A 22690-nucleotide genomic window follows, 5' to 3' on the forward strand; every position below is an offset into this window, starting at 1 on the left:
CATGGCCAACACTTCGGCGACCTCGCTCACGCTGGGCCCGGCGGCCTCTTCCCCGTGCCTCGTAACTTCGCCACGCGACCGAGGAGATCGAACCAGAACGGAGCGCCGAGCGACACCGCGGCGGCCGTGAAGAGCCAGCCAAGCAAATGGCCGATCCAGGCCCACAGATCCCAATTCCGCACCTCCTCGCCCTCCCACCCCAGCGGAAACGACTGGAGTATCGCTTCGGCGACCCGCACGGAGTTCCCGCCCGCGGTGCCGGGAGCCGTGGCGACCGCCTCCTGGGCGATCGCATACCGCATCGCGTCGTCCCGCCACAGGTCCCGCGCGACGTGCAGGGTGCTCGCGTTGGCGGACACGGCCACGGCGGCACCGATCGCGAAGATGATGAGTTGCGTCCGCCGGCGATACCAACCCGACACGCGGTTCATCCCCTCGTCGAACCACGCGGCGACCTTCCGGCGAAGGTCGTCGACCGTCTCCGCGCCCAAGCTGGCCATCGCCTGCAGGGGCGCCTTGAGCGCCGAGTCGTCTTCGATCCGGTGCACGAGCTTGGCCGCCTCGTCCCGCATGGACACCGCCGGCTTGCCGTCCTCGTCCTGGGCGAGCAGGTCCACGAGCGCCGAGGCGAAGGTGTCGGCTCCGATGTACGATGGCTTCTTCCCGCCCTTCGCCAGCGTGTTGACGAGCGGGTGTCCGTAGAGCCGGTTCGCGTAGTCGTCGCCGATCAGCGTTCCGATCCCCTTCTCGAGGTTCCTCGCCCGCAGCGAGAACAGGGTGGAAACCCACTCCTTGACGACCGAGGCGGCGAGGCTCAGCACGCTGTAGAGCAGCCCGAGCCCGAGCGCGACGTCGACTACCGGATGATCAAGCACTGCGCCTCCTTCTCCCTCTCGAATCCGCGTCCGGCCTCCCGACCACCCAGCCACCGCATGTGTCACTTTTTCGACCGCCATTGACAGCCGCTTGCGGGGTTATCCGGATTCGGTCGCCAGCAGGCGCGGCATAAGGAGCGGTCGGGAAGGAAGGTGCCTTTCGGTCGCGCCTGCGACCACTGCGTTTGCTTCGGCGACTGAACTCGACTCAGTTCCGCCCTCCGCCGAGGTGGGACATCTTCGATGCCCGTTGACACGCAGGCGTGCTCGCAACGGAAGCCGTGGCGCATTGCCAGAAGGGGCTCCCGCGCCTCATGTATCTCCGGGGATCGCCTCGCGACCGGGGTTTCCCCGATACGCGGGGAGGGATGGGCCACGCGACCGCGACGCTCGGGGAGAGAATCCATGATCCGGAGGATCCAGGCCTTAAACTACCGGTGCCTGCGGTACGTCGACGTGTCGCTGGACCGCTTCCACGTGCTCATCGGTCCCAACGCCAGCGGGAAGAGCACGCTCTTTGACGCGCTCACGTTCCTCGGGGATCTGGTGCGCGACGGCCTGGAGTCGGCCGTCGGAGAACGAACAGCGAACCTCCAGGATCTGGTGTGGGGGCGTCCGTCGGGAGACATGGGGTTCGAATTGGCGATCGAGCTGGATGTCCCGGAGAACCTCCGGGAGATGCTCCCGGCGGAGAAGGAGTTCCGCAACTTCCGCTATGAGATCGCCGTCCGGGGAGACGAGAAGGGCGTTCGCATCACGTCCGAGCGTGCCTTGCTGATGCCGGTGCGGGAGTGCCCGCCGCCATCGCAGAAGAAGTTGTTTCCCGACCCTCTCGCGCCGCCGTCCAGCATACTGTTGGGCAGGGGGAAACGCGGCACGAGGTCGGTGGCGAGCAAGTCGGCCCGCGGCACCGACAGCTATTACGTCGAAACGGCCCCGGAGGCGGGGAAGGGGTGGGTTACGACGATCGCCTTCGGCCCGCACCGCTCCACGTTGGGCAACCTGCCGGAGTCGCCCGAGAAGTTCCCCGTGGCGACGTTCGTGAAGCGGAAGCTGGAAGCCGGAATCAAGCCCGTCTTTTTGGACACGGTCGCGATGCGGCGCGCCAGCCCTCCCGAATTCGGTGCGAACGGGTTCGCCGTCGACGGGTCCAATCTGCCGTGGGTCATCAAGCGTCTCCGCGAACATCACCCGGCCGACTATGAGGAATGGTTGGGCCACGTGCGGACGATTCTGGCCGACTTGGAGGATGTCTCGGTCGTCGTGCGGGGCGAGGACCGTCACGCATATCTCATGCTCCGGTACGATACGGGAATGGAAGTCCCGTCATGGACGGCATCCGACGGTACGCTGCGATTGCTCGCCCTGACGCTCCTCGCCTACATGCCGGATCACGGCGAGATATACCTCCTCGAGGAACCGGAGAACGGAGTCCACCCGCTTGCTTTGGAGGGAATCCGCGATTCGCTGTCGTCGGCGTACGAGGCTCAGGTGCTCGTTACCACGCACTCCCCGTCGCTGCTCGCGCTGGTGGAACCGCCCGAGATTCTCTGCTTCGACAAGAACGCAGAGGGGGCCAGCGACATCGTCCGAGGCAGCGAACACCCGCTCCTCCGCGATTGGCAAGGTTCGATCGACAAGGCCGTGCTGTTCGCCAAGGGAGTGATTGGGTGACCGTCGAGCCGGGCGCCGACGGGCTGGTCGCTTTGGCTGCGGACAGGGACATCGAGGAGACGCTCGCGGAGTTGTTCGCCCGACCCGAAGCTCTGAGGGTGACGCCGTTCAGGTATGAGATCCGGCGGCATCCGGGCCGCGATCCCGGGTGCCGGGTGGGAGCCGCCGATTTCCTCAGACCCTTCCGCGATCGATTCGGTCACGCCCTCGTGGTCTTCGACCGATATGGTTGCGGAGACCCCGGGCCGCGGGAGGACATTGAGGCGCGTGTCGAGCACGAACTCCGTCAGAGTGGCTGGGAGGACCGGGGGAGGGCGGTCGTGATCGATCCGGAACTCGAGGCGTGGGTCTGGTCCGATTCACCCGCCGTCCTGTCCGCACTGGGTTGGACACAAGGGCATCAAGCGCTTCGCTCCTGGTTAGCCGCCGAGCAGCTCTGGGATCCCGGGTCGGCCAAGCCGGACGATCCAAAGGCCGCCATGCTCAGATGCTTGCAGAAAACACGGCGTAGGCGCTCGGCCCGAATCTTCGGCCAGATCGCTGCCGGCACCTCACTCCGGGGATGCCGCGACCCCGCGTTCCGCAAGATCAGGACCGTGCTACGGGAGTGGTATCCCGCGAGTAGCTGATTCGCGTCGGACTCCTCGCGTGGCATAGACCACCCGCGCGGACTCCAGGATCCTCTTCCGCCGAATGTAGTTCCGGCTCCTCTCGATCGTTGGACGATGTACCAGATCGACCCGTCGGCGGCACATGTCGGCCAGTTCACTTCTGATCCTCACGGCTACGAACAACCCCGGCGTCCGTCCCGGCTTGAAGCGGACGAGAACGTCGAGGTCGCTGTCCGGCCCGAAGTCGTCGCGCAGCACCGATCCGAACAGCGCCAGTTCCTCCACCCCCCAGCGGTCGCAGAAGGCCGCGATTTCGCTCATGGGAACGCCCAGGCGGGCGGCCAGCCGCTCGCGGTCCAGCATCTCTGCGGTGAGATTCCGAGGTCGTTTCACAACGCGTTCCTTGGTGCGGGTTGACGGTTGGAGTCTACCGGCTGCCACTGGTCTTCGTCGAGTCGTAGAGCCGGCTCCGCAGCGCGGGGGAGCGCGGCGGGGAACGCTCCCCCCGATACTACCCAGAAAAGCAGCGCCACTACCCAGAAGACTACCCAGAAGTCGGCGGCCACTACCCAGAAGTCGGCGTCCACTACCCAGGAAACTCAGGATGCTACACGGACGACTACCCAAGAAGGCGTGATACTACCCAACAACCCGGCGAGACTACCCAAGAAATCGGCCAAGCCACACGCAGCGCGTCATCGCGCTGTCGGCATGTCGGCGAGTTCACGTCTGATCCCGGCGGCTACGAACAACCCCGGCGTCCGTCCCGGCTTGAAGCGGACGAGAACGCCGACGTCGCTGTCCGGCCCGAAGTCGTCGCTCGCACCGAGGCCTCCATTACGGGAGCGCCGCTCGGCGCGCGGACCCTTGGCCACAGGGGCCGCGAAAATGCGTGTGGACGCCGTAGCGCTCCATTTCGTCCTCGGTCATCCAGTGAATCGAGTCGGGCCGGGCGGCTTCCAGCGTGAACCAGTAGAACGCCTCGGGGATGCCGATGTCCCGATAGTAGTCCAGGTAGGTGCGGTGCCGGGGATCGTCGCGCGGGAGTTCGTCGCCGTTCACCGAGCCGGAGGCCCAACTGTGGACCCCCACCTGTGCGCCACACTCGACGATACGCCTCGCTCCGGCGAGCAAGAGGTCGGTCCCGCCGGAGGCCGTCATCGCCTCGCGGGGGAGGTATGTCGTCATCCCGGCGTGCCTCAGCATGCGTCCCAGGGCCAGGTTGACCTCGTCGTCCGCGGACCCGGGCACCCACGTGAGCACGAGCGTCCGCACGCCGGGCGATCCGTTCAGGAGCGCGACCGCCTCCCTTTGGCTGTCGCCGTTCACGACTCCCCGGGCGAAGAGCAGGTCGCCACGCGCCTCCAGGACCAGCCTGTCGTCGGCCGGCTCGGCGAAGTCGCCCGGCACAAGGTGCTCGGCCACCAATCCGGCGAGTTCGTCGGCAGTGAGGTCCCGTCCCGTCCTCGCCGCCAGATCCGGCCCCTCCAGGGAGCCGCCGTCGCATCCCGCCGCGAGCACGAGCGCCGCAACAGCCGCAACCGCCGACCGCCATACACCGGGCGCCGCTTTCCGGCCAGGCGTTCCGCGCTTGTCGTGATCGTCCATGTCCTGCCTCCTTCCCGGCATGCCATGATCGCCGGTCGGTCCGGCATCTTCCACCAAGACGATAACTCCCCGAGGCGAGTCACCGCCTCGACCGCTGTGCGGGCTGCCCGGCCGTTGAAACGGGCGGCCGGGGGCGCTGTAAACCCCTGACGGATGCGGGAGCGGCACCGGGGGCGATAAATTCCCGGCGCCATGAGCCCCGACACCTCTTTCACGGCGTCTCCGGACTCCGAAGACGATCCCGCCGCTGCGGCGCGATGGCTCGACAGGCGGCGGCTGGAGGATCCCTTGGATAAGACCCGTGCGATCAAACAGGGCATGATGCAGCAGCTTCTCACCGGAGCGGTTCGGCCGCCGATCCCCGATGACGGACTGGGAGGCGAACCGCATGACGCCTGAGACCCAGAACGTCGAGTGGAAGCGGTCCTGGCGGGACGAGTACCTGAAGTGGATTTGCGGATTCGCGAACGCACAGGGTGGCGTCCTGGAGATCGGCAAGGATGACTCCGGCGAGGTGGTCGGGGTCGAGGGAGTGCTCCGGCTGCTCGAAGAGATCCCCGGCAAGGTGCAGTCGCTGCTCGGCATCGTGGTGGACGTGAACCTGAGGTCTGAGTCAGGCCGCGAGTATCTTGAAATCGCGGTCGAGCCGCATCCGAACCCGATCAGCTACAAGGGGGAGTTCCACTTCCGAAGCGGCAGCACGAAGCAGGTGTTGAGGGGTGCGGCACTGAACCGGTTCCTGCTCGCGAGGTACGGGAAGACGTGGGACGACATGCCGCTGCCCGGCGTCGGCCTGAAGGACCTTGACGACCGCGTGGTCGACGCGTTCCGCCGCAGGGCCGTGGGGAGCGGGCGGCTTCCGGCAGAGGTTCTCGGCGAGCCCGTCGAGCGTCTTGTCGAGAACCTGAGCCTGCGGGACGGGGAGCACCTCAAGAGGGCCGCCGCGCTGCTCTTCCATCCGTCGCCCCGGCGGCTCGTGCCGGACGCGTATGTGAAAATCGGCTACTTCCGAGGCTCCGAACTGCTGTTCCAGGACGAGGTCGAGGGAGACCTGTTCACGCAGGTGGACAAGACGATGGACCTGCTGTACACGAAGTACGCGCGCGGCCTGGTCTCCTATGACGGCGTCTACCGGGTCGAGACCTTCCCCGTGCCGCGCGAGGCGATGCGCGAGGCGGTGATCAACGCGGTCATCCACCGCGACTACGCGAGCCCGACGACGATCCAGATTCGGGTTCGCGACGACCGGATCGCGATCTGGAACGCGGCCCACCTGACACCCGAATGGGCGGCGGAATTGCTGGCCGACGAGATGTCGTCGCGACCGCACAACCCGCGTATAGCCTACGCCTTCTTCAGGGCCGGAATGATCGAGGCGTGGGGGCGCGGCATCCGGCGGATTGTGGACATCTGCCGCGAGGCCGGGAACCCGACGCCGACGTGGCGGCTCGACGGGGGCGGGGATGGCCTGTGGGTGCGGTTCCCGTTCTCGGAGGCCTACCAGGCCGCCGACGCGGCAGCGCGCGGAAACGCGACGACTACCCAAGAAGGCCGTGATACTACCCAAGAAATCGGCGAGACTACCCAAGAAATTGGGGAGACTACCCAAGAAATTGGCAAAGCTACCCGAGAAAGCGGCGTGGAGGCAGATTCGAGGTCTACCCGCGATCGCATCGTTGCTCTGCTGCGAATCGATCCGACGCTGACCCGCGCCGCCCTGGCCACCCATGTCGGGATGACGCCGGAGGGCGTCAAGTACCATCTTGACAAGCTCCGCGAGGCGGGCCGCATCCGTCATGTTGGACCGACCAAGAAGGGACGCTGGGAAATACTCGAATCAGAATCGACTCCACCATGACCGCCATCGGCCTTTGGCCTTTGTGAGCCCCGACACCTCTTTCACGGCGTCTCCGGACTCCGAAGACGACCCCGCCGCCGCCTCGGTTTCCGAAGGCGGTGGGCGCGGCCTCGTCATCCTGCCGACGTACAACGAGGTCGATTCCATCGCCGGTATCGTCGAGAGCGTTCTCGCGCAGGACAGCCGGCTCTCGGTGCTCGTCGTCGACGATGCATCTCCCGACGGGACGGGCGCCCTCGTCGACTCGCTCGCCGCGACGGAACCGCGCGTGAACGTGCTGCACAGGGAAGGGAAGCAGGGGCTCGGGACCGCGTACATCGCGGGGTTCCGCTGGGCGCTCGATCGGGATTTCGAGTGGATCTTCGAGATGGACGCGGACGGATCGCACGACGCGCGCTATATTTCCGACATGATCGCCGCGGCCGGCCGCTTCGATGTCGTCGTCGGATCCCGCTATACTGCCGGGGTGAACGTCATCAACTGGCCCATGTCGCGCCTGCTCCTCAGCTATTACGCGAACAAGTACGCGCGCATCGCCACGGGACTGCGGCTCGCCGATTCCACGAGCGGCTTCAAGTGCTTCGCACGCCGCGTGTTGGAGACGATCGACCTGGATCGCGTGGGGTCGACCGGGTACACCTTCCAGATCGAAATGAACTTCCGCGCATGGAAGAAGGGGTTCCGCGTCGGGGAAGTCCCCATCGTGTTCACCGACCGCCGCCTCGGGCAGAGCAAGATGTCGGGGGCGATCGTGCGTGAGGCGGTGTGGCGGGTGTGGGCGCTGCGCCTGCGGTCCCTCACCGGGAGGCTGTGATGGCCAAGAACCGGACGATGTCGTACTTCCCGTCCCGGCGAGACCCCCCGCGCCCGGCGATCGACTACGAGACTCACCCGGTCTTCTCGCAGCGGCCGCGATGGAGGTGCGAGGCCCACCGCATCATCTTCGGCAATCTGACCCCCGCCGGCCGGCTCTTCGACGTCGTCCTCATCGGCGCCATCCTCGCCAGCGTCGTCGTCGTGATGCTGGAGAGCGTGCAGAATTTCGACGTTCGCGTGAACGACACGCTGTGGACGCTCGAATGGGTGTTCACGGCGCTGTTCACGATCGAGTACGTGCTCCGCCTCATCTCCGCGGAACGGGCCGGCGGATACGCCCGTTCCTTCTTCGGGATCGTCGATCTCCTCGCCGTCCTGCCCAACTTCGTGGGGTTGCTGATCCCCGGCGGACAGGCGCTCGCCGTCATCCGCGTGCTCCGGGTGCTGCGGGTGTTCCGGGTGCTGAAGCTCGCCCAGTTCGTGGGGGGCGAGCGGCTCCTGATCAACGCTCTGCGCTCCAGCTCCTACAAGATCGCCGTCTTCATCGTGGCCGTGCTCGTCGTCGTCACGCTCGTGGGCGCGGCGATGTACGTGATCGAGGGGACGGAGGCGGGCTTCGACAGCATCCCCCGCGGCGTCTACTGGGCCATCGTGACCGTGACGACGGTGGGGTTCGGCGACATCACGCCCCAGACCACGGTGGGGCAAATGCTTGCCGCGCTCCTCATGATCCTGGGGTACGGCGTGATCGCCGTCCCGACGGGAATCGTGACGGCCGAGATCACGGGCCGTGAAATGAAGGTGCGCGCCGCCCGTCCCGCCATGGACCGGCTGTGCCTGCGTTGCGCCTCGCCGGGCCATGACGAGGATGCCACCCACTGCAAGCACTGCGGTTCCGAACTGCTCGAATGACCAGCCCGTCATCGCAGGCCGACCTTGCCGAGCGCGACTACTACGAGAGGTTCCTGGCGAGCCGTGAGTACAGGGAGAGCCGGGCCCGCAAGGCGGCCGTCCTGAACACGATCGTGGGCGACAGGATTCGGGCGGGAGGGACGATCGGCGACGTCGGGAGCGGCACGGGCCTCCTCAAGCGCGAACTCGAAAAGCTCAGCGGGCAGCCGATCATCGGTTTCGAGGTGGATCCCGGGGTCGTCATCGAACGCGGCCGCACCTGTGTGGCCGATGGGACCCGGCTCCCGACCTCCGACGCGTGCTTCGACTTCCTCATCGTGAACCACCTCTACGAACACGTCGCCGAGCCGCGAAGGCTGTTCGCGGAGGTGTCCCGGGTGCTCAAACCCGGCGGCTCCGCCTACGTCAGCGCCGGCAGCCGCTGGGCCGTCCTCGAGCCGCACTATCGGCTGCCCTTTCTCAGTTGGCTGCCTCGGGGACTGGCCGACCGTTACGTTCGCTGGACGGGGCGGGCGAAGAGCTACCGGGGAATCCGTTTCCTGGGGTACCGCTCGCTGCGGCGTGCGATGGATGTCCCGGAACTGCGAAGCGCCGACATGACGGAACACGCGATTCGATCCGTGCTGAACGGAGGCGGCGGCGGAAGGTGGCGGCCCGTGTGGCGGGTGCTCTCCGTGCTTCCCGGCCGGCTGCGCCGCTGGATCCTGCGCTGCGGGCCGCAGTGGTTCTTCCTCCTCACGCGGCGGGATCGATGAGGCATCGCACATGGTCCCCGCGCATGCCGTGCGGACGGGCGGGGCGCGCCGGCCGGCTCGCGCGGGCCGTGTTCGGCGGCGCCGTGGCGGCGGTGTGCGCCGTTCCGGGGCTCTCGGCCCAGGCCGGCGGCGCGGAGGCCGTGGACGTGGAGGCGCTCCGGCCCCGCGCCCCGGTACCCATCACCCGCATCTCCGAGACGATCGAGGTGGACGGGGTCGTTAACGAGCCCGTGTGGGACACGATCGACCCGGTCCCGCTCTTCATCATGTCGCCCGTCCACGGCGGGGAGCAGACCGAGCCAACCGAGATTCGACTCGCGCACGATGACCGGTACCTCTACGTCTCCGGACGCATGTACGACTCGAATCCGGACGGGATCAGGGTCAACACGTTCTACCGCGACATCTACAGCGGAGACGACCTGTTGTCGTTCGTGGTCGACAGCTACAACGACTACGAGACGGCCCTCTGGTTCGGCGTCAACCCCGCGGGCGTCCGCTACGACCGCTCCGTCTCCAACGACGCCGAGTTCACGGGCGACCTCCCTCCGTTCAACCAGGACTGGAACGCGCACTGGGACGTCATCACGACGCGAAACGGCGAGGGCTGGTTCGCCGAGTTTCGCATTCCGTTCTCCACGCTTGGATTCCAGGCGCAGGGCGATGAAGTGACGATGGGCATTACCATCTATCGCTACATCAGCCGGAAGAACGAGCGCCAGGTGTACCCGCCGATCGGGCGGGAATGGGGCCGCCTGGCGTTCATGAAGCCTTCGCAGACGCAGCGGATGACGTTGCGGGAGGTGCGCCCCACGTCGCCGGTCCATGTGACGCCGTACGTGCTGGGAGGCCTGAGTCAGACGCCGGTGCTGCGGGAGCCCGCCGACGCGGCCGCCTTCTGGGGCACGGAGCGGGACCGGACCGCCGAACCGGGGGTCGATCTCAAGTATTCGCCTTCATCCAACCTGGCCATCGACGTGACGGTCAACACGGACTTCGCTCAGGTGGAGGCGGACGACCAGCAGATCAACCTCACCCGGTTCTCACTCTTCTTCCCGGAGAAGCGCCAGTTCTTCCAGGAACGGTCCTCAACGTTCGATTTCGGAACGGGCGGCTTCACCGACCGCGTGTTCTTCAGCCGCAGGGTCGGTCTCGAGGGCGGAGAACTCGTCCGGATCTACGGGGGCGCCCGCGTCGTCGGCCGCCTCGGAGGGCTGGACTACGGCCTCCTGAACATGCAGACGGCTCCGGCCGGCGGCCGTTCGGGCGAGAACGTGGGCGTCATGCGGGTGAAGCAGCAGGTACTCAATCCGTATTCGTTCGTGGGCGGGATCCTGGCGACCCGCCTCGGGGCGAACGGGCAGGACAACGTCGCCTACGGCGTGGATGCGCAGATCCGTCCCCTCGGCAACGAGTGGGTGACGCTGACGTGGGCGCAGACCTTCGACGAGGCCGTGAACGAGCGGAATCCGCTCGACGCGGGCCTGTTCCGCGCCCGCTGGGAGCGGCGGACGGACCGCGGCCTGTCGTACAACCTCTACTACCGGAGGGTCGGGCCCGACTACACGCCGCGGCTCGGATTCCAGCTGCGCCACGACTTCACGCTCTTCGGCGGCGAGGTCGGCCACACCTGGCTTCAGGGGCCGAGCGCTTCGCTGAACACCGTGACGCTGGCGGTGCTGGGCGAAAACTACTACCGCAACGCCGACATCACGCCGGAGTCGCGATCGATCCGCCCGGAAGTGGAATTCGCCTTCAAGTCGGGTTCGAGCATCGCCGTCTATTCGAACACGCAGTTCGAGGATATCCGGATCCCGTTCCGCATCACCGGCCTGTCGATCCCGACGGGCGAATACTGGTTCCAGGAGGCGGGCATCGACTGGATGCTGCCCCGGGCCGCGATCTTCCGGGGGGATATCCGGGCGAGCGTGGGGAGCTTCTACGACGGGCGGCGTGTCGGACTGATCTTCAACCCGACCTGGAGCGCGTCCCGGTACCTGGAGATCGGCGGCGGGTATGAAATCAACCGGATCGAGTTCCCCGACCGGGGAGAGGCCGCCACGACCCAACTCGGCCGCGTGAAGCTGTCTTTCGCCCTGAATCGGAGCATCTCGCTGAGCACGTTCGCGCAGTACAACAACCTCGACAAGCGGACGAGCATCAACGCCCGCTTCCGGTACCACTTCAGGGAGGGTACGGATCTCTGGATCGTGTACAACGAGGGGCTGAACTTCGAACGCGACCGGGGATTCGATCCGAGGCTGCCGTGGTCGGCCGGGCGGAACGTCATGATCAAGTACTCGCACACCTTTAGTTGGTAGATACCACTCCCGACCCCGGGTACACGCCGTTGACCCACATCGGCCCTGGATGTCAGCGACTCGCGGCTTCGTGCGCGTGGATGGTGCCGTTCTGTCTGCTCGCGGCGCCCGGGCTCTCCGCGCAGGCCGGAGGCTCCGACGAGGTCGACGCGGCGTCGCTCCGGTCGCCCGTTCCGGTGCCCATCGCCCGGCTCACCGGGGAGATCGACATCGACGGCGTGGTCGACGAGCCGGCATGGGACGCGATCGAGCCGCTCCCGATGTTCATGTGGGCCCCCGACCACGGCGGCGAGATGACGGAGCGGACGGAGGTCCGGATCGCGCACGACGACGAGTTCCTCTACCTCTCCGGACGGATGTACGACTCGAACCCCGGCGGGATCCGCGCGAACACCTTCCTGCGGGACGCGTTCAGCGGCGACGATCTCCTCTCCGTCGTGATCGACAGCTACAACGACTATGAGACCGGGGTGTGGCTCGGGACCACGCCCGCCGGCATCCGCCAGGATCGCTCGCTCTCCAACGACGGCGACTTCACGGGCGACGTGATGCCGTTCAACGTCGACTGGAACGCCCATTGGCACGTCCTCACCTCGCGGAACGAGGAGGGGTGGTCCGCGGAATACCGGATCCCGTTCTCCACATTGGGATTCCAGGCGGACGGGGACGAAGTGACGATGGGGATCATCGTCTACCGCTTCATCGCCCGGAAGAACGAGCGCCACGTCTTCCCGTTCATCGGCCGCGAATGGGGGCAGGGAGGTTTCCTCAAGCCGTCGCAGGGCCAGCGGATGACGCTGCGCGGGGTCCGGCCCACGACACCGGTGTACGTGACCCCGTACACGCTCGCGGGACTCAGCCGGACGCCGGTCCTCAGGGAGCCGTCCGACGCCGCTTCCTTCTGGGGGACCGAGCGGGACCACGTGACGGAGCCCGGCGTCGACCTCAAGTACTCCCCGTCGTCGAATCTCGCCATCGATCTCACCGTCAACACCGATTTCGCGCAGGTCGAGGCCGACGACCAGCAGGTGAACCTCACCCGGTTCTCGCTCTTCTTCCCCGAGAAACGGCAGTTCTTCCAGGAACGCTCCTCGACCTTCGATTTCGGGACCGGAGGGTTCACCGACCGCGTGTTCTTCAGTCGCCGCATCGGGCTCGAGCGAGGCGAACTCGTCCGCATCTACGGGGGCGCGAGGCTCGTCGGCCGCCTCGCCGGCTTGGACTTCGGGGTCCTCACCATGCAGACGGCGCCGGCCGCCGGCCGGTCGGGCGAGAACATGGGGGTCATGCGCCTCAAGCAGCAGATCCTCAACCCGTATTCGTTCGTCGGGGGGATACTCACGACCCGCTACGGCTCCAACGGCCGGAACAACGTCGCGTACGGCCTGGACTCGCAGCTGCGGCTGGTCGGAGACGAGTACCTCACCGTCACCTGGGCGCAGACGCAGGACGAGGTGGTCAGGGAACGCAACGCGCTCGACGCGAGCCTCGTGCGGGCGCGCTGGGAGCGGCGGACGGACCGCGGGGTCTGGTACAACTTCTTCTATCGGCGCGTCGGCCCGGACTACCTGCCGCGCCTCGGTTTTCAGCTGCGGAACAACTTCACGCTGTACGGCGGCCAGTTGGCCCATACCTGGATGAGAGGGACCGATGCGAAGCTGAACGCGATCACGCTGCACGTGACGGGCGAGAACTATCACCGCAACGCCGACCTCACGGTCGAATCCCGTTCGATCCGTCCCTCGGTGTCCCTCGACTTCAAGTCGACGGCGAACATCACCGCCTACTCGAACGTGCAGTTCGAGGACATACGTACCCCGTTCCCCGTCGGCCCGGTGTCCGTCCAGCCCGGCGAATACCGGTTTCACGAAGTCGGGATCGACTGGATGCTGCCGCGCAGCACGATCGTGCGCGGCGAGATCAGGACGACGGCGGGAAGCTTCTACGATGGGCGGCGCGTGGGTCTCATCTTCAACCCCACCTGGACCGTCTTCCGCTACCTGGAGGTCGTCGGCGGCTACGAGGTGAACCGGATCGAGTTTCCCGACAGGGGCGAGGCGACGACGACGCACCTGGGCCGGCTGCGGCTGAACTTCGCCCTGAATACGCACCTCTCGTTCAGCGCCTTCGCGCAGTACAACAATCTCGACGACCGGACGAGCATCAACGCGCGCTTCCGTTACCACTTCAGGGAGGGCACGGACCTCTGGATTGTGTATAATGAAGGGTTCAACTTCGAACGGGACCGGGGATTCGATCCGAGGCTGCCGTGGTCGGCGGGACGAAACATCATGATCAAGTACTCGCACACCTTCATATGGTGAAGCTGCGCGCGACCCTTTGGCTGTGCGCGACGCTCGCGGCGGTGGCGCCCGGGGTTGCGGCGGCGCAGGACGGCGGGCGAGGGAAGCCCTCCGTGCCCCTCCATCGCCTCGTGGGCGGCGGCCACATCCAGCTCGACGGCTTCGTCGACGAGCCGGCGTGGGCGGACATCGATCCCGTGCCGCTCGTGATGTACTCGCCCACATACGGCGGAACCCTGACCGAAGAGACGGAGATCCGGATCGCCTACGATGACGGATACCTGTACGTCTCGGGGCGGCTGTTCGATTCCGACCTCGGCGGGATCCGGGCGAACAGCTTCATCCGGGACGGGTTCAGCGGCGACGACCAGTTCTCGGTTGTGATCGACAGCTACAACGACCACGAGACGGCGGTGGCCTTCGTGGTGAACCCCAACGGCGCGCGGTCCGACCGCGCGGTGTGGGGCGACGCCGAGTGGACCGCGGGCACGCGACCCTTCAACAGCGACTGGAACGCGCACTGGGATGCCGCCGTCCAGCGGACGAACGACGGGTGGTCCGCGGAGATGCGCATCCCGTTCTCCACGCTGGGGTTCCAGAACGCCGGCGGGGAAGTGACGATGGGACTCTCCGTCTACCGCTCGATTTCGCGCAAAAACGAGCGCCACGTCTATCCCGACATCTCCCCCGAGTACGGGTTCTTCGGCTTCGGCAAACCATCGCTGGCGCAGCGGGTCACCCTGACGGACGTGAATCGCGCGACTCCGATGTACGTGACGCCGTACCTCCTTGGCGGCATGAAACAGATCCCGACCCTGCGCGAACCGCCGGACGTGCAGGCGGCGTACTGGGCGACGACGGACGACCCCACCGGGGAGCCCGGCCTAGACTTCAGGTATTCGCCGTCGTCGAACCTGTCGATCGACCTCACCGCCAATACGGACTTCGCCCAGGTGGAGGCGGACGACCAGCAGATCAATCTCACGCGGTTCCCCCTCTTCTTCCCGGAGAAACGGCAGTTCTTCCAGGAACGCTCGGCGACCTTCGACTTCGCCACCGGCGGAGTCACGGACCGGGTCTTCTTCAGCCGCCGGATCGGGCTCGACCAGGGCGAGCTCGTCCGCATCTACGGGGGGGCGCGCGTGGTGGGGCGGGCCGGCGGGCTCGATTTCGGGATGCTGAACATGCAGACGGCCCCGCGCGCGGGACGGCCGGGCGAGAACATGGGGGTGCTGCGGCTCAAGCAGCAGATCTTCAATCAGAACTCCTCCGTCGGCGGGATCGTCACGACGCGCGTCGATGCGTACGGCAAGACGAACGTGGCCTACGGCGCGGACAGCGAGGTTCGCGTGTTCGGGGACGAGTACCTGACGCTGCGGTGGGCCCAGTCGTTCGACGACGACGTCGCCGAGCGCAACCCGCTCGACGCGGGAACCTTCTTCGCGCAGTACGAGCGACGGCGGCAGGAGGGGTTGAACTACAGCGCGCAGTACCGGCGGGTGGGGCCGGATTACCTGCCGCGACTCGGGTTCCAGCTTCGGAACGACTTCACCCTGTTCGGCGGGTCGAGCGAGTACTCCTGGTTCCTCGGCGAGGATTCCCAATTGCGTGCCGTGACGGTCGGGGGCACCACGGAACACTACTACCGGAACTCGGATCTCACGCCGGAGTCACGCAGCTACGCGCCCATGCTGCGGATCGCGCTGAAGTCGGGCACCTTCATGACCCTCACCTCGCGATCGAGCTTCGAGAGCATCCGTGACCCGTTCAGCGTCGCGAGCCTCCGGATCAACCCCGGGGAATACTGGTTCCACGAAGCCGACATGTCGCTGCGGCTTTCGCGCGGCGGTCTGGTGCGCGGGGAACTCGGGGGCTCGGCCGGCAGCTTCTACGACGGCCGCAGGGTGGGCCTTCGGATGAGTCCGGCGCTGAACGTCTCCCGGCATGTCGAGATCCGGCCCGGATACGACCTCAACCGGTTCGAACTCCGGGGCGGAAACTACCTGACCACGCACCTCGCAAAGCTGGGCGTAGACTTCTCGCTGGACACGCACCTCTCGCTGAGCGTGCTGGCCCAGTACAACTCGGCGGCGGACCAGGCGCTCGTGAACGCCCGCTTCCGCTATCACTTCCGCGAGGGCGTGGACCTGTGGGTCGTCTACAACGAGGGCTACTACACGGACCGCGTGAACGGCCGGGCGAACAACCGCGATCCCATGCTCCCGTTCTCGTCCGGCAGGGCGTTGATGGTGAAGTACTCCCACACCCTCACCCTTTGATCGCGGTCGGATTCGCCGTCTGATCGACCCTCTGACTCGCCCCCCGGTTCTCAACCCGTACCGGATCTAAGTTTACATAATATATCTTATGCGCCATCGTTGCTTGTACCGAGGATCAACGGAATTGCGGAGATTCTGTCGGGGTGTTCCCGAATTCGCCCCGGACGGGCTGAGGTCAGCCGCTCCCTGCGAGCTGGGCCTTGATCTCCCCGAGTCGGAGGCGGTAGACGCCCGCTTCCACCGGGTCCTCCCCGGCGGCTTCCTCCGCGATCGCGGCGAAAATGGTCCCGGCTTCCTCGAGACGGCCGAGCGCCGCGAGGATCCTTGCGGCGGAAGCGCGCGCTTCACGGCGCTGGAAGGCGAAACGCGCCGTCTCTCCCAGGGCTTCCCACGTCGCGAGCGCGGTCTCCGCGTCTCCCGACGCTTCCTGCGCCGCCGCGAGGAGTGTGCGGCCGGCGAGTCCGACGGGACGGTCCGGCGCCTCCGTGATCGTGCTCGCGACCCGGGCAGCCTCCACGGACCGCTCCGTGTCGAGATAGGTCCTGGCGAGGAGGAGCCGGCCTTCGTTCGCCGCCGCCACGCCGTCGAAACGGTCGACGTAGGCTTCCAGGTCGGCGATGAGTATTTCGGGGTCGGTCGCGGTCATTCGCAGCGTTGCGAGTTCGTTCGCCGCCTGCTCGCGCACCGAAGCCTGGAAGTTCGTGTAATACACGATGCCCACGACGACCATCGCGATGCCGGCGGCCCCGACCAGCACCGCCCGCATGTTCTTGTTGACCCAGGTCGCCAAACGGAACGTGGACCGGACGAAAGCGTCCTGTCGACCGTCCCCTCCGTCTGGTGTCTTGCCGCTGGCGAGCGCGTCCGCCATCTCCCGTTCCCTCCTCGTTTCCTGCCCGGTTGCTGAACGGCGTGGAAGCTACCGGGCCCGGTGGTTCGCCGCTACTACACTGGCATTCTGTCACGGGCGGCCGGCGCCGCGCGGGCCGGCGATGCGCTCAAGGGCGAGGACGGCGACCGCCCCGAGGAGCGCGAGAGCCACCGCCGGCCAGATTTCGGTGGCGCCCTCGGGCCAGCGGTTCGCCTGCAACCACTCGATGCGGCCATCGCTGTGCGTGTACAGCTCACGGATTCGCACCTTCCAGGGCCACAGCGCGTTGAGAGAGCCGACGAGAAACCCCGTGAGTACGGCCAGCGTGGGTGTCCGGTGACGCGCGAGGAGGCGCCGCAGGACGCGGCTGAACGCGAGCAGGCCGGCGACGATCCCGAGACTCACGAACGCGAGCCGGACCAGGTCGAGGCTGTGGAGGGCCGCGATCACGGGTGCGTACGCGCCCAGGAGGAGAAGGATGAAGGCGCCGGAGATGCCGGGCAGGACCATGGCGCACGCCGCCACGGCCGCGGCCGCCGCGAGAAAGAGGTGCGCGTCGGACCGGACGAGCGGGGGCAGCGACGTGATGACGACGGCGAGCACGGCCCCCGCGGCGGCAAGGGTCCAGATGCCGGCCCGGCGATCGGTGACGCGCCGCCCGACAAGCAGCACGGACGCCGCCACGAGGCCGAAGAAGAAGGCCCACAGCTCCACGGGCCGGTTCGCGAGCAGCCAGTGCAGCAACCCGGCGAAGCCGAACACGCTCGTGGCGATGCCGGCGAGCAGGACGGCGAGGAAGCCCAGGTTGCCCGCCTGCCAGACGCCGCGCACCCCCCCCTCCCGCAACGCCCCGAGCAGGCGGCGGTCGAGACCCGCGATCGTGGCGACGAGCTCGTCGTAGATGCCCGAGATGAGGGCGATCGTCCCTCCGGAAACCCCGGGCACAAGATCCGCCAGCCCCATGGCGAGGCCCTTCGCGTACAGCCCGGCCCAGGCTCTCACGGGCTTGGCTCCGGAGCTCCGCCGCGCCCCTCGATCAGCGGGACGAACCGGGCGCCCGTGATCGTCTCCTTCACGAAGTCGTCTCCGCGCCGCGTGTAGCGCCGCAGTTCCTGCCGCCGGGTGCCCACGGGTACGATGAGGTGGCCCCCATCGGCGAGCTGGCCGAACAGCGCTTCGGGCGGGCGGGCCGCGGCCGCGCCCACGATGATCCCCTGGAACGGAGCGTATTCCGGCCAGCCCCGGCTCCCGTCCCCGTGCATGAGACGCGCTTCCACGCCGAGCCCCTCGAGCGTGCGCGCGGCCGCCTCGTACAGGGGTGCGATCCGCTCGATCGAGTACACCTCCGCCCCGAGCGCCGCGAGGAGCGCCGTCTGGAACCCCGCCCCCGTCCCCACCTCGAGGACGCGATGCCCGGGACGGATCTCGGCGTATTCGAGGCTGAGCGCGTGGATCGTCGGGCTCGAAATCGTTTGTCCCCGGCCGATGGGGAGCGGCACGTCCTCGTATGCGCGGGCGCGCATCACGTCAGGGACGAACGCGTGTCGCGGGACGCTGTCGAACGCATGCAGGACGGCCAGGTCGTTCACGCCTCGTTCCCGGAGCCGTTCCACGAGACGACGGCGGTCGTGCCCGTAATCCGCCGCCGGGTCCCGCCCCCTCAACTTCCAAGCCGCCACGACCTCACCTCGTTCAGCAGCTCAAAATTCGTCAGGTCGAGGTGGAGCGGCGTGACGGAGACGAAGCCGGCGCGCACGGCGCGGAAATCCGAATCTCCCCGGCCGCTCCAGGCCGAACGCCCGCCTCCGATCTTGAAGTACTCGGTCCCTTCCTCATCGTGAATCCGGCGGAGCGAGTCGTGGTACACTCGGCGCCCGAGCGCCGTCACCGTGATCCCCTCCACCTCGCCCGCCGGCCGGTCGGGGAGATTGATGTTGAAGAACGTCTCGTCCGGAAAGGAATCCCGATGGAGACAGGTGGCGATGAGCCGGCCGAGCAACGCCTCGTAGCTCTCGAGGACGCGATCGTCGCTCCCCGTGAACGAGAAGGCGATCGCGGGCACGCCGAGGATCGTCGCCTCCATCGCCGCGGCCACGGTGCCGGAGTAGAGCACATCTTCTCCCATGTTGGCGCCGTGGTTGACGCCCGAGAGGACGAAACGCGGCCGCGCCTCGAGGATCTCCTTGACGGCGAGAAGAACGCAGTCGGTCGGCGTCCCGTCCACCATGTAGCGTCGCGGCCCGACCTGCGTCACGCGGAGGGGACGAAAGAGCGAGAGCGCATGGCTCGTCGCGCTCTGCTCCCGGTCCGGCGCCACGGTCCACACGTCGCCGAACGCGTCGGCCACACGGGCGAGCAGCGCGAGCCCGGGCGACTTCACGCCGTCGTCGTTCGTGCACAGGAGGACGGGTTTTTCGGCTTCGGTCACCCGGCCCCGCCGTCCTCGAGGAGTTGGACCAGCTCGTCGGCCTCCGCCCGGAGGTCGCGGATCGTCTCCCGGTCCCAGGCCACGCGCGCCTCGGCCGCGAGTTCTCCGCCCGAGCGCAGCTGATCGAGCTTTCTCCTCGCGCCCTCGATCGTGTACCGCTCGGTATAGAGGAGGTGCCGCAGGAGCTGCACGAGCTGGATCTGCTTCGGGCGGTACACCCGGTTGCCCGCCCGGTTCTTCGTCGGGCGAAGCGCCGAGAATTGCGTTTCCCAGTAGCGGAGGACGTGCGGCTTGAGATCCGCGATCTCGCACACGTCTCCGATCGAGTAGTACTCCTTCGGGGCGATGCGGTCGGACACGCTTTTCCCTCCCCTGGTGTGGTGTCGCGAGCAGGCCCTCGCTAGCCCCAGCGTTCGGGTTTCGGCTCCCGGGCCATGAGCCGCGCCAGCGCCTCCCGGGGCGCCATATCTTCGTACAGGATCGAATATACACCGCTCGTGATCGGCATCTCCACGTCCAGCTCCCGGCTCAGTTCGTATGCGGCGCGCGCGGTCCGCGACCCTTCCACGACCTGGTCCATCTCTCCGATCACCTCCGAAGGCCGGCGACCCGCCCCGATGGCGAGCCCCGCCGAGCGATTCCGGCTCAGGCGCCCCGTGCAGGTGAGGACGAGGTCCCCGAGCCCGGCGAGGCCGCCGAGCGTCGTTTCCCGTGCTCCGAAGTGCCGGGCGAGCCGCGCGATCTCCGCCAGCCCGCGGTTGATGAGGGCGGCCCGCGCGTTCGACCCCAACTCCAGCCCGTCCGAGATCCCGGCCGCGAGCGCGATGACGTTCTTGAGGGCGCCGCCCAGCTCCACGCCATCCACATCCGGCTGCGTGTACACTCGAAAGTACCCGTTCCGGAACAGGGTCTGCACGGCGAGCGCGTGGGCTTCGCTCCGGCTCGCGGCGACGACCGCCGTCGGAAGCCCGCGCAGGAGTTCCTCCGCGAAGCTGGGTCCCGAGAGGACCACCGTGCGCGATCCCGCGGCCTCGCCCAGCGTCTCCACGATGACCTCCGACATCCTCCGGTGCGTCCCGAGCTCGATCCCCTTCGAGGCCGAGACCAGGATCTGATCGCCGAGGTGGGGCGCGGCACGTCGCAGCACCTCGCGCACCGCGTGCGACGGGCACACGGAGAGCACGACGCCGGTGCCGTCCGTCGCCTCGGCCAGATCCGACGTCACGGCGAGCGGGCGGCCGAGTTCGATTCCGGGCAGATAGCGTTCGTTCGTCCCGGTCTCGCGCATCGCGGCGGCGTGTGCGGCGTCCCGCGCCCAGAGCCGCACGTCGTGGCCGTTCCGCACGAGGACATCCGCCAGCGCCGTGCCCCAGCTGCCCGCACCCAGCACGGCGACGCTCTGCCCGCTCACGCCTCGTCCTCCGGGGACTTCTCCCTCGTCCTCTCCCGGCGCGGGAGTCGACCCCGGCGCCAATCCACCTGGAATTCCTCGCGTCTCACGATCCGCGCGAGGTTCGAGCGGTGCGTCCACCAGACGGCGATGGCGAGGAGGAGCGCGTAGGACACGACGGAGCGCGGCGCCGCCGAGCCGCGCGCCATGATGGGCACGAGGGCCGCGGAGAGGAGGGACGCCATGGAGGCGGTCCGCGTGAGGATCACCGTCACGACCCACACGAAGAAGGCGATGATCACGGCCACCGGAACCAGCGCGGCCATCGTTCCGGCGGCGGTCGCGACCCCCTTCCCTCCCTTGAATCTCGTGTACACGGGCCACACATGTCCCGAAATGGCGGCGAGCCCGTACGCGAGCACCCAGCCGCCCGTACGCCCGTCCCACATCGGGAAGAACCACACGGGCACGAACCCCTTCAGCAGATCCACGACGAGCACGCCCGCGGCCGGAAAGAACCCGAGCACCCGATAGGCGTTCGTGGATCCGAGGTTGCCGCTTCCCTCCCGCCGGAGGTCGTACCCGTAGGCGCGCCCGACGAGGTAGCTCGTGGGGAAGGCCCCGATGAGATAGGCGGCGATCGTCAGGAGCGGCGCCGTCATTCGCGCCCCGAACGCTTCTTCAGCTTGATCCGTATGGGAGATCCCTCGAATCCCCAGGCCTCCCGGAAGCCGGCGACGAGGTATCTCACATAGTGCTCCTTGAGGTCGTGTGGCCGGTTGGACCAGAGTACGAACTGCGGCGGGGACGCCGCCACCTGACTGCCGTACAGCAGCCGCACGTCGCCCCGCCCGCCCTGGGGAGGCTGCCGGCGCGCAACGAGTCGCTGAAGGACCTCGTTCACCTCCGACGTGGGCACGCGCTGCGCCCGCGCCGCCTGCACCTCGAACGCGACGTCGATGGCCTTCCGCACCCGCTTCCCGGTCAGCGCCGAGCAGGTGATGATGGGCACCCAGCGAAGATAGTGCGCGCGCTCGCGGAGTTCGCGCTCGAAGCCGGCCATCGCGGTGGGCCCGCGGTCCTCGATCAGGTCCCACTTGTTGGCCACGAACACGAGGCCCTTCCCCTCGTCCCACGCCTCGTGTCCGATCCGGAAGTCCTGGTTCGCCGCGCCGTCCCGCGTATCCACGAGAAGGAGGCAGACGTCGGCCCGGCCGATCGCCGAGGCGGCCCGGAGCCGTCCGAGGAATTCGAGGTCGTCCACGATGCGCGCCCGGCGCCGGAGACCGGCCGTGTCGATGAGACGGATGCGGCGATCTCCCAGGACGAGGTCCGTGTCGATCGCGTCGCGCGTGGTCCCCGCCTCTTCATGGACGATGACGCGATCTTCCCCGAGGAGACGATTCACGAAGCTGGACTTGCCCACGTTGGGGCGCCCGATGACCGCGATGCGGATGTCGGCGTCGCCCCCTTCCGTCTCCGCCGACTCGGGAAGGGCCGCGACGACACGGTCCAGGAGGTCCCCCGATCCCTTGCCGCTGAGGGCCGCGAGCGGCGTGGGGTCGCCGAGGCCGAGTTCGTAGAAGTCGAGGTGCCCGATCGCTTCCGCGAGTTCGTCGAGCTTGTTCGCCGCCACGATCACAGGCAGCCCGGAGCGGCGCAGGAGCTGCGCGACGTGCCGGTCCACGGGCTGGACGCCCTCGCGGCCGTCCACGACGAAGACGACGACGTCCGCGTGGCCGATCGCGGTCTCGGCCTGCCGGCGCACTTCGAGGTCGATGTGCTCATCCGGCCGCACGACGAGGCCTCCGGTATCGACGAGAAGGAAGTGCCGTCCCGCCCATTCCGCCTCGGCGAACTGCCGATCCCGCGTCACGCCGGGCTGCTCGGCGACGATCGCGGCCCGACGCCCCAGGATCCGGTTGAAGAGGGTCGACTTGCCGACATTGGGCCGGCCCACGATGGCGACCGTGTGCATGGCCATCGCCG

20 protein-coding genes are annotated in these 22690 nt (G+C 67.6%); 9 read left to right on the forward strand and 11 right to left on the reverse strand.

Features of this window, described 5'->3' with window-relative positions; all coding sequences use genetic code 11:
* Positions 1-26: 26 nt before the first annotated feature.
* The gene (locus tag ACQY5G_RS12395; protein ID WP_428274414.1) at positions 27-875 is read right to left on the reverse strand and encodes a hypothetical protein; all 849 of its coding nucleotides are present in this window, start codon (positions 873-875) and stop codon (positions 27-29) included.
* Positions 876-1280: 405 nt separating this feature from the next.
* Between ACQY5G_RS12395 and mads3 the strand changes: the two genes are divergently transcribed.
* The gene (gene mads3 / locus ACQY5G_RS12400) at positions 1281-2549 is read left to right on the forward strand and encodes a methylation-associated defense system AAA family ATPase MAD3 (RefSeq protein WP_428274416.1); all 1269 of its coding nucleotides are present in this window, start codon (positions 1281-1283) and stop codon (positions 2547-2549) included.
* Positions 2546-3178, forward strand: coding sequence for a methylation-associated defense system protein MAD4 (mads4, locus tag ACQY5G_RS12405; protein ID WP_428274418.1), 633 nt, complete (start codon positions 2546-2548; stop codon positions 3176-3178). Before mads3 ends, mads4 begins: the two co-directional genes overlap by 4 nt.
* Here the strand turns inward: mads4 and ACQY5G_RS12410 are convergent.
* Both ACQY5G_RS12410 and ACQY5G_RS12415 read right to left on the reverse strand, forming a co-directional pair.
* On the reverse strand, positions 3149-3481 hold the full coding sequence (locus ACQY5G_RS12410) for a nucleotidyltransferase family protein (protein WP_428278694.1): 333 nt from the start codon (positions 3479-3481) through the stop codon (positions 3149-3151). The two genes, mads4 and ACQY5G_RS12410, sit on opposite strands and share 30 nt — an antisense overlap.
* 516 nt (positions 3482-3997) lie before the next feature.
* Positions 3998-4768: a hypothetical protein gene (locus ACQY5G_RS12415; protein WP_428274420.1), complete on the reverse strand. Its 771-nt coding sequence runs from the start codon at positions 4766-4768 to the stop codon at positions 3998-4000.
* Positions 4769-5156: 388 nt separating this feature from the next.
* Here ACQY5G_RS12415 and ACQY5G_RS12420 point away from each other — a divergent pair, with 388 nt between their 5' ends.
* The 7 genes from ACQY5G_RS12420 to ACQY5G_RS12450 all read left to right on the forward strand — a co-directional run bounded on the left by ACQY5G_RS12420 (position 5157) and on the right by ACQY5G_RS12450 (position 16012).
* Positions 5157-6626 (forward strand): ATP-binding protein, encoded by a 1470-nt coding sequence (locus ACQY5G_RS12420; protein ID WP_428274422.1) that lies wholly within the window; start codon positions 5157-5159, stop codon positions 6624-6626.
* Between the two features lie 115 nt (positions 6627-6741).
* Positions 6742-7440, forward strand: coding sequence for a polyprenol monophosphomannose synthase (locus ACQY5G_RS12425; protein WP_428278695.1), 699 nt, complete (start codon positions 6742-6744; stop codon positions 7438-7440).
* Entirely contained in the window at positions 7440-8354 is a 915-nt protein-coding gene (locus ACQY5G_RS12430) for an ion transporter (protein ID WP_428274424.1), read from the forward strand. The genes ACQY5G_RS12425 and ACQY5G_RS12430 overlap by 1 nt, the downstream gene beginning before the upstream one ends.
* The gene (locus ACQY5G_RS12435) at positions 8351-9109 is read left to right on the forward strand and encodes a class I SAM-dependent methyltransferase (RefSeq protein ID WP_428274426.1); all 759 of its coding nucleotides are present in this window, start codon (positions 8351-8353) and stop codon (positions 9107-9109) included. The genes ACQY5G_RS12430 and ACQY5G_RS12435 overlap by 4 nt, the downstream gene beginning before the upstream one ends.
* Positions 9106-11430: a DUF5916 domain-containing protein gene (locus ACQY5G_RS12440; protein WP_428274428.1), complete on the forward strand. Its 2325-nt coding sequence runs from the start codon at positions 9106-9108 to the stop codon at positions 11428-11430. Before ACQY5G_RS12435 ends, ACQY5G_RS12440 begins: the two co-directional genes overlap by 4 nt.
* A gap of 80 nt (positions 11431-11510) precedes the next feature.
* Positions 11511-13754: a DUF5916 domain-containing protein gene (locus ACQY5G_RS12445; protein ID WP_428274430.1), complete on the forward strand. Its 2244-nt coding sequence runs from the start codon at positions 11511-11513 to the stop codon at positions 13752-13754.
* The gene (locus ACQY5G_RS12450) at positions 13748-16012 is read left to right on the forward strand and encodes a DUF5916 domain-containing protein (RefSeq protein WP_428274432.1); all 2265 of its coding nucleotides are present in this window, start codon (positions 13748-13750) and stop codon (positions 16010-16012) included. The genes ACQY5G_RS12445 and ACQY5G_RS12450 overlap by 7 nt, the downstream gene beginning before the upstream one ends.
* Before the next feature lie 175 nt (positions 16013-16187).
* Here the strand turns inward: ACQY5G_RS12450 and ACQY5G_RS12455 are convergent, their stop codons facing one another.
* From ACQY5G_RS12455 to der, 8 genes are all read right to left on the reverse strand, one after another.
* Entirely contained in the window at positions 16188-16883 is a 696-nt protein-coding gene (locus tag ACQY5G_RS12455; protein ID WP_428274433.1) for a tetratricopeptide repeat protein, read from the reverse strand.
* Positions 16884-16973: 90 nt separating this feature from the next.
* Positions 16974-17885, reverse strand: coding sequence for a DUF368 domain-containing protein (locus ACQY5G_RS12460; RefSeq protein WP_428274435.1), 912 nt, complete (start codon positions 17883-17885; stop codon positions 16974-16976).
* Positions 17882-18562, reverse strand: coding sequence for a protein-L-isoaspartate(D-aspartate) O-methyltransferase (locus tag ACQY5G_RS12465; protein ID WP_428274437.1), 681 nt, complete (start codon positions 18560-18562; stop codon positions 17882-17884). The genes ACQY5G_RS12460 and ACQY5G_RS12465 overlap by 4 nt, the downstream gene beginning before the upstream one ends.
* Positions 18544-19311, reverse strand: a complete 768-nt coding sequence (gene surE / locus ACQY5G_RS12470; RefSeq protein WP_428274439.1) for a 5'/3'-nucleotidase SurE — start codon at positions 19309-19311, stop codon at positions 18544-18546. The genes ACQY5G_RS12465 and surE overlap by 19 nt, the downstream gene beginning before the upstream one ends.
* Positions 19308-19670 (reverse strand): MerR family transcriptional regulator, encoded by a 363-nt coding sequence (locus tag ACQY5G_RS12475; RefSeq protein ID WP_428274441.1) that lies wholly within the window; start codon positions 19668-19670, stop codon positions 19308-19310. Before ACQY5G_RS12475 ends, surE begins: the two co-directional genes overlap by 4 nt.
* Before the next feature lie 41 nt (positions 19671-19711).
* Positions 19712-20722, reverse strand: coding sequence for an NAD(P)H-dependent glycerol-3-phosphate dehydrogenase (locus tag ACQY5G_RS12480; RefSeq protein ID WP_420616668.1), 1011 nt, complete (start codon positions 20720-20722; stop codon positions 19712-19714).
* On the reverse strand, positions 20719-21363 hold the full coding sequence (gene plsY, locus ACQY5G_RS12485) for a glycerol-3-phosphate 1-O-acyltransferase PlsY (protein WP_428274443.1): 645 nt from the start codon (positions 21361-21363) through the stop codon (positions 20719-20721). Before plsY ends, ACQY5G_RS12480 begins: the two co-directional genes overlap by 4 nt.
* Positions 21360-22679, reverse strand: coding sequence for a ribosome biogenesis GTPase Der (der, locus tag ACQY5G_RS12490; RefSeq protein WP_428274445.1), 1320 nt, complete (start codon positions 22677-22679; stop codon positions 21360-21362). Before der ends, plsY begins: the two co-directional genes overlap by 4 nt.
* Positions 22680-22690: the final 11 nt, after the last annotated feature.

Origin of the sequence: Candidatus Palauibacter sp., assembly GCF_965261555.1 — a bacterium.
GTDB lineage: Bacteria > Gemmatimonadota > Gemmatimonadetes > Palauibacterales > Palauibacteraceae > Palauibacter.

Coding starts and splice junctions, on each gene's coding strand:
- ACQY5G_RS12455 (WP_428274433.1), bottom strand. CDS start 16,883: ATGGCGGACGCGCTCGCCAGCGGCAAGACACCAGACGGAGGGGACGGT.
- ACQY5G_RS12420 (WP_428274422.1), top strand. CDS start 5,157: ATGACGCCTGAGACCCAGAACGTCGAGTGGAAGCGGTCCTGGCGGGAC.
- ACQY5G_RS12450 (WP_428274432.1), top strand. CDS start 13,748: ATGGTGAAGCTGCGCGCGACCCTTTGGCTGTGCGCGACGCTCGCGGCG.
- ACQY5G_RS12430 (WP_428274424.1), top strand. CDS start 7,440: ATGGCCAAGAACCGGACGATGTCGTACTTCCCGTCCCGGCGAGACCCC.
- ACQY5G_RS12440 (WP_428274428.1), top strand. CDS start 9,106: ATGAGGCATCGCACATGGTCCCCGCGCATGCCGTGCGGACGGGCGGGG.
- ACQY5G_RS12445 (WP_428274430.1), top strand. CDS start 11,511: ATGGTGCCGTTCTGTCTGCTCGCGGCGCCCGGGCTCTCCGCGCAGGCC.
- ACQY5G_RS12415 (WP_428274420.1), bottom strand. CDS start 4,768: ATGGACGATCACGACAAGCGCGGAACGCCTGGCCGGAAAGCGGCGCCC.
- mads3 (WP_428274416.1), top strand. CDS start 1,281: ATGATCCGGAGGATCCAGGCCTTAAACTACCGGTGCCTGCGGTACGTC.
- der (WP_428274445.1), bottom strand. CDS start 22,679: ATGCACACGGTCGCCATCGTGGGCCGGCCCAATGTCGGCAAGTCGACC.
- plsY (WP_428274443.1), bottom strand. CDS start 21,363: ATGACGGCGCCGCTCCTGACGATCGCCGCCTATCTCATCGGGGCCTTC.
- ACQY5G_RS12410 (WP_428278694.1), bottom strand. CDS start 3,481: ATGAGCGAAATCGCGGCCTTCTGCGACCGCTGGGGGGTGGAGGAACTG.
- ACQY5G_RS12435 (WP_428274426.1), top strand. CDS start 8,351: ATGACCAGCCCGTCATCGCAGGCCGACCTTGCCGAGCGCGACTACTAC.